General features: G+C 25.2%; 10 protein-coding genes. All 10 read right to left on the reverse strand.

What is annotated here, in order from left to right:
* Positions 1 to 13: 13 nt before the first annotated feature.
* The 10 genes from Q1K13_RS03240 to Q1K13_RS03285 all read right to left on the reverse strand — a co-directional run bounded on the left by Q1K13_RS03240 (position 14) and on the right by Q1K13_RS03285 (position 12,635).
* Complete coding sequence (locus Q1K13_RS03240; protein WP_300347699.1) at positions 14 to 631, reverse strand: TerD family protein; 618 nt, start codon at positions 629 to 631, stop codon at positions 14 to 16.
* 46 nt (positions 632 to 677) lie between these two features.
* Positions 678 to 2,225 carry a toxic anion resistance protein gene (locus tag Q1K13_RS03245; RefSeq protein ID WP_300347700.1) on the reverse strand — a complete coding sequence of 516 codons (1,548 nt, stop codon included), beginning with the start codon at positions 2,223 to 2,225 and terminating at the stop codon, positions 678 to 680.
* Between the two features lie 14 nt (positions 2,226 to 2,239).
* Positions 2,240 to 3,787 carry a YceG family protein gene (locus tag Q1K13_RS03250; protein WP_300347701.1) on the reverse strand — a complete coding sequence of 516 codons (1,548 nt, stop codon included), beginning with the start codon at positions 3,785 to 3,787 and terminating at the stop codon, positions 2,240 to 2,242.
* 188 nt (positions 3,788 to 3,975) lie between these two features.
* Positions 3,976 to 4,311, reverse strand: coding sequence for a hypothetical protein (locus tag Q1K13_RS03255; protein WP_300347702.1), 336 nt, complete (start codon positions 4,309 to 4,311; stop codon positions 3,976 to 3,978).
* Positions 4,312 to 4,782: 471 nt separating this feature from the next.
* Positions 4,783 to 6,042, reverse strand: coding sequence for a DUF3427 domain-containing protein (locus tag Q1K13_RS03260; protein ID WP_366522606.1), 1,260 nt, complete (start codon positions 6,040 to 6,042; stop codon positions 4,783 to 4,785).
* A 1,025-nt stretch (positions 6,043 to 7,067) separates the two neighbouring features.
* Positions 7,068 to 8,468, reverse strand: coding sequence for an LlaJI family restriction endonuclease (locus Q1K13_RS03265; RefSeq protein WP_300347703.1), 1,401 nt, complete (start codon positions 8,466 to 8,468; stop codon positions 7,068 to 7,070).
* Positions 8,469 to 8,474: 6 nt separating this feature from the next.
* Positions 8,475 to 10,277 carry an AAA family ATPase gene (locus Q1K13_RS03270; protein ID WP_300347704.1) on the reverse strand — a complete coding sequence of 601 codons (1,803 nt, stop codon included), beginning with the start codon at positions 10,275 to 10,277 and terminating at the stop codon, positions 8,475 to 8,477.
* A 2-nt stretch (positions 10,278 to 10,279) separates the two neighbouring features.
* Entirely contained in the window at positions 10,280 to 11,329 is a 1,050-nt protein-coding gene (locus Q1K13_RS03275; RefSeq protein ID WP_300347706.1) for a DNA cytosine methyltransferase, read from the reverse strand.
* Positions 11,316 to 12,398, reverse strand: coding sequence for a DNA cytosine methyltransferase (locus tag Q1K13_RS03280; protein WP_300347707.1), 1,083 nt, complete (start codon positions 12,396 to 12,398; stop codon positions 11,316 to 11,318). The genes Q1K13_RS03275 and Q1K13_RS03280 overlap by 14 nt, the downstream gene beginning before the upstream one ends.
* Before the next feature lie 33 nt (positions 12,399 to 12,431).
* On the reverse strand, positions 12,432 to 12,635 hold the full coding sequence (locus Q1K13_RS03285) for a helix-turn-helix domain-containing protein (RefSeq protein WP_300347708.1): 204 nt from the start codon (positions 12,633 to 12,635) through the stop codon (positions 12,432 to 12,434).
* Between the last annotated feature and the right edge of the window lie 523 nt (positions 12,636 to 13,158).

Here is a 13,158-nt window from a genome sequence, read left to right on the forward strand (position 1 = left end):
CTAATCCTCTCCTCTACATATAAAGACTTAATATTCCGTTTAAGTCTGCTATTTTACCATCACCTATAGCTCTAAACTGCCAGTCATTTCCGTCTCTATATAATTCAGCAAATATAACTGACGTAACAGTAGATCCATTCTCTTTCAAATTAAATCTACATACTTCTTTTTCATCTCTTTCAGCGTCTAAAAGTCTAACATAAGAATTCTCTACCATTCCAAATGTTTGTCTTTTAACTTGTGCATTATGTATAGTTACTACAAAAACTATTTTTTCAACATCATTTCGTATCATTGATAAATCTATTTGAATTCTTTCATCATCACCATCTCCAACGCCTGTTCTGTTATCACCTTCCAAGCTTATACCTTGTCCATTCATATTGTTAAAAAATATAACATCTTCTGGAACACGGCTTACTTTATTGCTTGAATTTAAAAGAAAAGCTGCTATATCTAAATCAAAATCTTGTCCAACTGTTGCTACATCCCAGCCTGCACCTACTATAACTTTTTTAAGCCCTGGATTTTTCTTTGTTAAATCTAATATATCATTTTTTTGAAGATTAAGAGAAGCAACACCTCTATTAGTTTCTCTTCCTCCATTAAATCCTCCTAAATTAATGCCCATTAGTAAATCCTCCTTATAAGTTTTTATTAAACTTTTATTTAACTATTTAAATTGAGACAATTTCTTTTTTCATATTATGTTTTAATGTCTCAAGTTTTACAGTATTTTCATTTCTCTGAACCATATTACTCTCTTGAATTGCTCTTGTATCTTCTATACCCTTCATAATTGTTGCATATGATTTTTCTAATGTTTCCATTGCAATAGAGCTTCCAGATGCCATTTTAGCAATTTCAACTGATTGTCTTGCCGTATTAGCAGCATTTCTCATTATAAGTTCATTAGTCTTATCATCTAATTGTTTTATAGACTTAGCTTGAATTTCTTGTCTTTTTAAAATTACAGCTTGAGCCAAACACTGTTTAAATATTGGTAATGTTACTATAAATGATGAGTTGATTTTTCTCATTAAATTAAAATTTGACATCTGAATTGTTTGAATCATAGGTGCTGCTTGAATAGCAACATTTTCAGCAATCCTTAAGTCATAAACTCTTTGAGAAAGCATCTCTTTGCTAATTTCTAATTTTTGAATTATCATTTGCTTTTCTTCTTGATTCATAGATACATCATTTCCTATTTGATTTAAATACATATCAATCTCTTCTAATGCCATCTCTCCTGCAACTATATACTTTTCTAACATTTGATAGAATTCAAAGTTACCATCATAAAGCTTTTTAAGGTGATTATTAGATTCTCTAATATCATTTTCATACTTTTTAAGCAATACATATATTTTTTCCACTTCATATCCCATAGTATCGTATTTTTGAAATAACTTAGCAACTGTATTACCAACATTCTTAAAAATTTTTGATACAAAAGAACCTCCCTTAACATCCTCTAATTCCTTTATATCAAATTTATCCATAACCTTTGTTAAGTTAACTAACATTTCACTTGCTTCTTCTGACTTAACGGCTTTCATAGAATTTAAAAGTTCATCTGAAATCTTAGATATATTTTCACTAGCACGTTGTCCAAACATTATTATTGAGTTTGGATTTTGAATTTCAATTTCTCCAGTAAGAGCTTGTACTTCTTTCATACCTCTTAACCTTTGCTTATACGCTGTTATATCTTGAAACTCTAAAGACTGATCATACTGCTGGTTTGATATGCCATTATTATTCATTAAGCCGTTCATATTTAAATTTGTGCTTTGATAACCACCACTCATGCCATTCATATTTTGATTCATGTTTTGGTATCCACTGTTCATACCATTCATATTTTGACCCATATTCTGGTATCCATTGTTCATACCATTCATATTTTGATTCATATTCTGGTATCCACTATTCATGTTATTCACATTTTGACCCATGTTTTGGTATCCATTATTCATACCATTCATATTTTGATTCATATTCTGATATCCACTATTCATGTTATTCATATTTTCATTCATGTTCTGGTACCCATTATTCATGCCATTCATTTTTTGATCCATGTTCTGATATCCATTGTTCATACCATTCATATTTAAGTTCATATTTTGATAGCCATTATTCATGCCAAAATTACTATTGCTATACTCATTTTTATTATCTTCTGACATGTCATCAGCAATTAAAAAATCTTTATCCATATATTATCACTCCGTCATATATTTTTTAATATTCTAGAAATAACACTTTCTTTAGTGGCTAAAACAGACTTATATGTTGAATTATAATCCATTTTGTTTAATCTTATATTAATAATAGCTTCTTTTGATATTATTCTATTTATGTTAAATAATCCAGATGGATTAAATATAAGTATATCAAAAGCCATAAGATGTAAATATCCAAGTAACATTACCATTGAATCTGAAATTTCATCTTCTTTTTCTAAATAAATTACAATTTTAGGAATTTCACCAGTAAAATCAAAGTTATCTATAAGTCTTACTATATCTTCATTTAAAGATAATACTAAAACTAATAGTTTCAATATTTTTTCTTTATCTAAATTAAAATTAAATATATGATTATTTAATATAATTTCATTTATCTTTTTCAATATAATATCTTGCACATCTTTACTATACTTTTTAAATTTGTATATTGATGTTTTTTTAACTTCCTCTATATCAAAGGTTCCATCACTTAACTGACAAAACATTAATTCATAGACCTCATCAGTTATTACTTCCTCTTTAGATATATTTCCATTTTTAAAAAACAAGGTATTATTTGAATTTTTACAATATTCCACCAAATCTTTGTATTCCAATAAATTCGTATACTGACCTTCTATTTTATAAAAAAAGCATGGTACAGTAACTAATTTTTTTTCTACTTTAAAACCTTCTCTAAGTCTAGAGGGCTCTCTCCAATATATTTTTATATCACTTAAAACGGTATCAAACAGTATCCCATGAACATATCCATCTCTAAATTGCCATGGTTTATAAATTCCTGTACCTGAAAATAAGTCATTTTGAACATCTTTTTCTATTTTCTTCGTTATTGTTTCAACACTATTTATAATTTTGCCCTGTGCTGCCCTGGATTCAAAAGTTTCTAATTGAAGTATCCCCATACTTTTTTCACATTTACTCAATTTCTCTAAATCAATTTCTTCAAAAAATTCCTCTTTTAATGGATTTATGTATAAAACATCAAATCCCATTAAATATAGAAGAATTAAAAAATAAACTTCATGTCTATTTATGTTACCGTAATAAATGCATTTAGGATTAAAATCACTATTGAAATTAATTTTTCTTGCATGAGAATACACCCATACTATCAATTTAGTTATAAAGTTATTTCTAATATTTTCATTAAAGAAATTTTCCTTTTTTATTGAAAGCGATACAACATAGTCTAAAGCTTCTAAGAACTTAGTATTTATATTTTCATTTTTAAATAAAACTATTTCTTGTTGTCTAATATTACCAATATCCATATACTCTAATTCATTATATATATACTGAATTAATTCAAATTCGCTTTCCATAGGAATAGCCTTTTCAAAAAATATACAAACGTCCTTATGTTCTTCAATCTTATCTTTTAATAACTTTAGGCTATTATTATAATTATCATTATTATCTCCACCTATAAATCTATAAAAATAAGGTTTAAAGCTATGAAATTGATCTAAGCGATGATCTACTTTTCTGAACATATTACATATTACTAAATCAAAGTCACTATCCATTTATTAAACTTCTCCAAATTTCATTTTTAAATATTTAACATTATACTAACATAATATCATTAATTTTCTGAATTTTTTGTCTTACTTTGTCGAAACAAAATAAATTTATAAAAAGCATCTAAATTTAAAAATTATAGAATAAAAAAGTCATTGTTGACTTTAACTTAATAATCAACAATGACTTAATTTTATTTACCTATTTTTCTATATTTAAGTATAACTTTATCCTTACTTTCTTCTAAAAATATAGATTCATCAACTATTCCTCCAAAATAACTAAATTGTTCATCTAACTTTAAGTTTCTACTAAGTTTTTCATTATTTCTTATATCCTTTAAAACATTATGGGTAAAATCATACCACTTTTCACAATTTAATATATATTGCTTTTCACCATCTATTGCTATTCTTGCAAATTTATTAGAAAAATCTTTAAACAAAACAAAAGTTAAATGTATATCAGGATAGTTATAAAATTCTTTTGCAATTTCTAAAATCTCATCTTCAATTTCTAAGGTGTCCATAAAAGTTATATTTGGAGCTGTTATTACTAATAAATCAATATCACTTCTATCTTTAATTCATTCTTCAGTTCTAAAACTTCCAAATTCAACCACAGCAATTATACTTTTTAAATTCTTTAGTTTTACTAAGAATTCCGCTTCTTCCATATTTATCACCTCATTTTACTCATAGTAATATTATATCCTAATAATAAAAGTTTATAAATATATACTTATGTTACACCTTAATTATATTCTTTCTCTCTTTTCCTTACCTTTAGTAAATGATGAATTTAATATAATACAATCCTTTAATCAAAAAACTCCTATTTTTTAGAAAAATTATTATCAAAGAGCAAATTATACAACTATAAAAAATTACAAAAAAGTCTTGTTTATCACAATATACTGATAAACAAGACTTTATGATAATTTAGTTTTACTTATTAATTTAATCACATCTTTTAAATATCAAGTTAAATCTCTTCCTTTTTAAACCTTCTTAGTAAACTCCACATACAAATTCTCTGGAACCTTATTATTAAGCTCTATCTCAACAGTTATTGGTTTCTCTCCCTCATACTTAACCACATCTCCTTTTCCTATGTAGATATAAGGCTGAACTTTTCTATCTATTTCTTTATATTTTCTAACAAATATATGTAGGTTAATTCCTCTTTTCTTATTAAAGATTATATTTTTTCCTCTTTCAGATGTTTGTGATGTACTGTTTGGAGTTTCCCATTGGAACAAGCTTCTACTTAGGAATTCATCTTTATAATTGATGCTTTCCTTTATATCCTCATCTTTATGTAAATCTACAAAAAGGAAGTATTCATTTCCATTTGCCATTAATCCACTTCCTCTAAATGAACTATGTATCTTTTCATAATTTGATAAAAGTGCAGCATCTATCATTTGATACTGTTCATATAGTTTTAAAAATGGAACTCCAAAGTTTTCACTACCAAATTTCTTCTCATAAGTTACAAGGCCATAGTTTAATAAATCAAGTAATATTTCCTTATACTTTTTATTTGCCAATACCTTCTCAAAGCTTAATAGTCTTAATAACTTTTCTCCAGTAAATTCAAATAACTTAATACAATTATTCTTTTCCCTTGAATCATAATAATCTTGATTTAGTGTTTTAAAAGCATGAATAACTGTTTCTTTATCTACAGATTTAATGTACTTATTTATTCCCTTTGAAGCTTCATCTACATTTAACTCGCTTTTATTTATTAATTCCTTTATTATGGCAAATTCATGAGGTCTCTTTAAAGGTAATTTATCTGAAAATTCTTTTAAAACTTTATAGAAATTCTCATCTAAAAGTTCCAAAGCTTCATAAGATTTTTCAACTTTCTTAAGAAATCCCTCATAAGTCTTTCCATAATTAATAAACTTAAGTGGATCTGGTGCCCCATCAAACTTAACATAATCCATTAACTGATATGGAATCTTTCCACCTAGTAAAGATTTAAACTCATTATACTCTTCCTTTAAATACTTTAAGCTGTTAAAATTCTCTGTGTTAAGCTGATTTAATATCCTATCCTGTGCAATCCTATCCATATGAATATTTGAACATCCTGGAATATCAGAAAAATCTGTAGCAACTGAAACCTTTAAACTGTCCTTATCATAATATCTGCCACCCTTTAAGGCTAAAGCTATTAAAAAAGCCTTATTATGATTTCCTATGAAATCTAAAACAGTTAAAAATTCTTTGCTCTTATGCTTTCTCAATCCTCTTCCAAGCTGTTGTATAAATATAATTGGTAAGTTAATTGATTAAATATCTCCTTTTAATCTCCTTTTGAGTTTTGTTAACCCAAAATTCTTCACTAAATAACCAAGTTCACTTCTTAAACTATCATTACTGTCAATATACTAATCGTAAGCATTTAAAAATTATAAGAATGTAATTTAATCAAAGTTATTCAATTAATATTCATTATTTCATTGTAAAAATTTTACATTCAAATAAAATAGAATATTATTAAGACTATTTATATATAATTTATCAGCACTTTTTTTATTTTTTATTTATATAGTTACATACAAACTTAATTATAAATTATAGATTCTTATAAAATCAAAATAAAAAAATTATATTTTAATCTAAAAACTAACAAACACTTAGAAAACAGACAACTTGCTTTATTTCTATATATGAAAAATACCTACATAAATTTACTTATGTAGGCATTTTTCATATATCGTGGAAAATTAAAGATTATATTTTTTCAGCACTTTCTTTATTTTTTATTTATATGCCTATGGGAAGACCTAATCATAAGTGATTAATATCTTCACATTAACATAAATAGTAAAAGCGATATACTTAACTAATATTATTTGCTAATATTAATTAGCAAAATTATAATTAGTAATAAAGCTACAACTAATAATAAAACTATAAACAACTTTAAAAGGCCGCTCAAAGCGCTAATAAATACTATCATCTTAATCCTCCATATTTACTTTTTAATAAGTACATTATCATAATATACTTTAAGTTAAATTAATACAAGTACTATATTAAATATACTTACTAATATTTTATTTGATTCTACTAATTCAATAACTCATATCTATATTTTTAAAGCTTTAAACTTTATCTTTTTTATATTAATATTAATTTTCATAGGTATTTTTATCTATTATTTAAGTCTATAATCATATTCTATAGTAATCTATAAAAAGCTGATTCAAAATATTACTTAGAACCAACTTTTTCTTATAAGATTATTTTTATCCGTACAGATCTTTTAATTAGCTCTTATCTCGTCAATAAATTTATTAAGGTCATACCTTTTATTATTACAATACATATCAATAACTTCATTTACATTGAGTTGAACTAAATTTATTTGATTATTAGAAAATTCATGCATAAATCCAATTTTCACTTCTCCTTGTATATAACTTTCTAATTCACTAGGGAATAGAAAGGCATTTATTACATTATTTTCATTTATACATTCTTTAGACATATAGTACTTTAATGCTGAATGATATAAATATTGTTTAGTTATATCCTCTATTCCTGGGTTACCTTTTATTTTATTTTCTTCAACAATTACATTATAATATTTAGCATCTAATATTAACAAATATTTTTCACCATTATATTCTGTAACTTTTAATACATCTGGAGTTAATCTATTCTTCTTTTCCTGTAATATATTATATTCATCTGTATTCAAAATTCCATTACCATATATAGTCCATTCTGGTGAAGCTATACCATACTTTTCATATTTGCTTATGTTTCCATCTTTAATGAACTCATTATCAAAAATATATCCACAAATTACTTCCCATATCCATTTGAAGTTTCTTGTTCCATATAGTAACAAATCACTTTCTTCCGCTCCTGATTTTTTCTCTAAATATGATTTAATAGCTTTAAGAATTCTTCTTTTTCTATCACTAAATTGTACTGTAATTTCTTTATCTATTTCATAGAATATATAATCCTTATCTTCTATACTATCAATAGAATTTTCTAATTCTTCTATATCATACTTTAAAATAATATTTAAGCTTGTCCTATTTAAAAGTTCCGTACATTCATTTATAACCTTAGCATGTAGCATGGTAATAAATCTATTATTATCAATAATATTGTTTTTTGTTATTAAATCAGTATACACCCATTGATTATTTATAACTAAAGGATTAATTTGATCTATAGTCTTATCCCAATCAATATCACCATCACCATTTAATTCATATGAATTTATTTCATTTTCATATAACCCATTTTCAATATAATCTTCTAGCAAAAAATTTATTATAGAAATAAGATTGTTTTCTTGTATCTCAGCCTCAAACTCTATACTTTCTATATTGCTAGAATCTAGTTTTTCTCTCTCACTAAAGTCATTAAGTAATTTTATAATATTTTTCATTAAGACTAGTTCAATATCTTTATCCTTAGTAAAACTATATTTAGGTTTAACAAATATAGGTATGTTTTTAACAACTACTAATCCAACATAATCAAACTTTATATTAAGGTGTCTATCATATTTAATTATGCTTCTTTTTACTAATATATTTAGTATGTCTTCTAGTGTTGTTTTATCTTTTATGCTCTTTGAATCACTTAACTTTTCATATAATCTTAATTTAGAATAAGACTCTAATTCTTTTAATATTAACATAGCACTTTATACCTCTACTGGCTCTTCTGTTATACTTTCCTTATTCTCTATTACTTCTTCAAGTTCATTATATTCTTCTAATGCAAATTCAAATATTTTTCCTAAATCATAATTTCTCATTACATCTGATAAATTATTAACTGTATTCTCACTATCTGTTTTAAAGAACGGAATATTTTTATGTTTTAGTATGTCTTCATATAAATACATTAAAACTTTACTTTTAAATATATTATCAAAATTCTCTCTGCTTTCTTTTAGTTCTTTTTCACTTAAAAAGAATGGTCCTAAAAGCTTATCTTCATTTATCTTATTTTTTTTCAAATTTTTATTTATATCTTTTCTAACTTTATTCCACTCATATTTTTTATATATTCTATTACCGTTATCATCAAACTTTTCAGTAGGTAATTCAATTATTCCACAACCTAGTTCTTTTAATTTCTCTTCATTTTCGTCTATACCTATATACTCAAATGACCATCTTCTTTTAAAAGCTGAATCCATAGGATACACTCCCTGATCTGCACTATTCATAGTTGCCCATATATACATATTATTAGGAATATAAAGCTCACTTATATAGTTTCCTAGTTCTTTCTTATTTCCAAGTTCTTCATTAACATATTTTTCCATTTCATTAGTCATATTTATAGCATAAGTACTTTTACCTTTAGAATCTCTATCTAACAACTGAAAAATATCACCAAAAACACCTGCTGGATTAGCTCTATTTATTTCTTCAATCACTAGAATATGAGGAATCCCCTCTTTTTCATCTTTTAAAGATTCTATTAAAGTTTTTAAAAAAGGTCCTCCTACATACTTATAACTTATATTACCATCTCCATTTCCTACCGGTTTATATGAACCAATAAACTGAGAATATGTATAGTTAGGGTGGAATGTAACTCTTCTAAATTGATTTTCTAATTCATTATCATCTATTTCCTTATTTAACTTGAAACTTTTTCCTGTCCCAGGAGCTCCAAATATTATACGATTATTTTTTAAAATTCTATTTTCTTTTATTTTTTTACAATTTAAAATTTTATTTTTTTTAATATCCATTGAATTATTAGACAAATTAAAATCTATTTCTTTTAGGAATAGTAATCCCTTTTTTGAAAGGTTATATTTATCTAAATTATCCTCTTTTTCAGGACCATCAACTAAATTCATCTTAACTAAATTGGTTATGATTCTATAATTTATATTAGGTGTATATTCATCACTATCAATATCCTTATTTCTTCCATGAAACCCATATAAATCATAAACCATTTTACAATATTCTAACCTTTTATCTTTTTCAGTAACATCAATCTTAAACTTATCATTACTATCTCTAAATACTATTATTTTTCCATTAATATACCCTTCTCTTAATGTACATAAAATACTATTAAGTATCATATCCATATCTTCTATAGATGATATACTTAATAATTTTCGTTCAAAATATTTTTCTATTGAGATATCCTCATTTAAAAATTCAAAAAATTTTTCTGAAAACTCATAATTATCTTTTTCATTCTCTTCTATAAACGCTAATTCCTTCATTACCCTAATATTTGTAGTTACAACATCAGATGATTCTTTTACATTTAGAATTTTTTTTGTTATAATGTCTTCATTTATATAACATTCTTTTTCTTTCAAATAATATTTTTTAAATTTTTCTACACTAGCAAATATATCTCTAGGTAAACTCTTACATGGTCTCAATTCACCATCTTTAATCAATATTTTTTCATTTTCTAAATAAAATTTCTCAATATTACAAAAAACAATTTGTAAATCACTCATTTTTAACCCTCTCTATTTCTTAAATACTCTTCTATATTAATTGCTAATTGTTTAGCTAAAAGTGGTGGAACAGCATTCCCCACTTGTTTATATTGTTCAGCTTTAGGACCTATAAATATATAATCATCTTTAAAACTTTGTAATCTTGCTGATTCTCTAACCGATGGAACTCTTAACTCTTCATAATGAAAGTATGTTCTATGACCAGTATCAATTGTATATGATGGCTTATTTCTATCCATCTTTCTTAATAAAGCCTTATAATTTCTACCGCCTCTAAGATTTTCAGGAATATCCTTTATACTACCTCCTTCAGGAACTAAAGATAATATTTTTTTTGTTTCATCTTTATGAGCACTTTGTTCATGATTATATAAAATATTAGAGCCATTTCTCATGTATATTTGATAGTTGCTTATAGGTAATTTATTGTACCTCGTATTATCTTCATTATTATCAAGTGAAGGCAAATCAGATATTGCATCATAAATTGATACATATTTTGAATTACCAATAGGAAATTCAAAATCATCTTTCACCATTTCCTTTCTAAACCCAACAAAAAAAACTCTCTTTCTATTTTGTGGAATCCCAAAATCTGCAGCATTTAAAGTTTCAAAAAAAACTTTGTATCCAATTTTATCAGCTCTTTTAATAATATCATCTTTAACTAATCCTTTTGCGAAAGTTAGAATTCCAGTTACATTTTCTATTAAAAAAAATTTAGGTTTTTTCAATTCTAATATTTTAAAGTATTCCCTGTATAATTCATTTCTTTCATCATCAATAATCCTTTGTCCAGCTGTACTAAATCCTTGACAAGGTGGTCCTCCAATAATACCATCTATATCACCAAGTTTATTCAGAAACATTTCATCTATCTCTTTTATATCTTTTATCATAGCAACTTTATCTTTCCTATTACAATTATAAGTTTCTATTGCATATTTAGAAAAATCTATCGCTTTAACAACTTCAAAATTTTGCTCTTCAAAACCCAAACTTAAGCCACCAGCTCCACAAAATAAATCTAATAACCTATATTTCTTCATTGTTTAAAACCTCCATAATTCCTTCTGCAAGTGCTTGAGCTAATAAAGGAGGTACCGCATTTCCAACTTGTCTAAATTGCTCTCCTTTATTCCCAATGAATAAAAATGAATCTGGAAAACTTTGAATTCTAGCTGATTCTCTTATTGTTGGAACCCTATTAAATTTAGGATGAAAATAAACATTATGTCCTGTGTCTATGGTAATAGATTGACTCTTACTATCTAATCTCTTAAGATAGTTTGAATGTCTATTATTTCTTTTTGACTTAAAAAGCTCCTCAGGTACATTTTTCCAATTCCCTCCTTCGGGCACATACTTAATTTTAGTCTGTACACTTTCAGTTGGGTAATATATTAAGTGATTATTTAATATATTACCGTTTCTCATCATCTCTTGATAATCCGATTTAGCTTTTCCTAATACATAATTATATCCATTTAAATCAGTTTTAGCTTGCTCTTCAATTTCAGCAATGTCAGAAATAGCTTCTTCTATAGTTACTTTTTTCTTATAATGCTTAATCATTTTTCCAAAATCAAATTCACCCAATTCTTTTTTTATTCCAATAAAAAAAGCTCTTTGTCTATTTTGAGGAACACCATAATCAGCAGCATTCAAAACCTCATAACTGGTATTATATCCCATATCATCTAGCATTTCACAAATATTTTTCTTAGCGAAACCATTTTTAGATGTTAGTATTTGTCTAACATTTTCAATTAAAATTGCTTTAGGTTTTAATTCTGATACAAATCTTAAAAACTGAAAGAACAATTTATTTCTAGGATCATTCTCTAATTCTTTGTTCCAACGATTTAAACCTGAAAAACCTTGACATGGTGGTCCTCCAACAATAATATCTATATTTTCAAATCCAGTTTCATTAACTAAGATATTATTTATATCTCCATTTATAACATTTGCACTTTGAAAATTATATTTATATGTCTTACATGCTGATTTATCAAAATCGATTGCTCCAACTATATCTACTTTGCCTGTATTATGAAAACCTAAACTTATTCCTCCACAACCTGAAAATAAATCTATTACCCTATATCTCTTCATATTTAATAATCACTCCATTAACTTCTTAATTTATTATTCTCGTATATGTTCTATGATGTCTTCAACTTCACACTCAAAAACTTCACAAATCTTATCTAGCGTTTCTACATCTATCTTTTTAACTTTCTCATTATATAAATCACCAATTGTATTAGGTCTAACGTCTATTAACTCGGCTAATTTTTTTCTTGTCATCTTATGTTTTCCTAACAACTCAGATAATTTTATCTTTATCATAATATCACCTCATAAATATTCACATTATTATATCATTTTAAAAATAAAATATCAATATTTGATATTTTATAACATTTTTTAATATTTATTTTATATAAATCACCACTTTAATATTATATTTTTTAAAAGCGCTCGATATAATTCCACTCAAAATATAAATTTATTGTATCTAATAATATTCTTATATATATTACCACATCTATTTGAAACTAATATTTCTTAATAATATTTTGCGTCTATTATTAATTGAGTTTTTTCTATTTTATTTTCTACTACAATGTCAGTTCTCATTTTTGAAAGTAATTCTATAGATTATTCATCTAGTTTTCTAGTAATCTTCCACTTTATCTTTGGAGAATATATCTTACAAATTCTACCATCTATTTTATTATCAAATTCTTTTTAATCTATAATATTATAAGATATAACCTATTATTTTCTGCCATTTTTCTTAAAGTAGTTATTACTAAATAATAAGATACATTTATTCCCTATGTTAATTTACTATTATTCTTTAAATAAT

It is taken from the genome of Clostridium sp., assembly GCF_029267215.1.
Taxonomy (GTDB): domain Bacteria; phylum Bacillota; class Clostridia; order Clostridiales; family Clostridiaceae; genus Sarcina.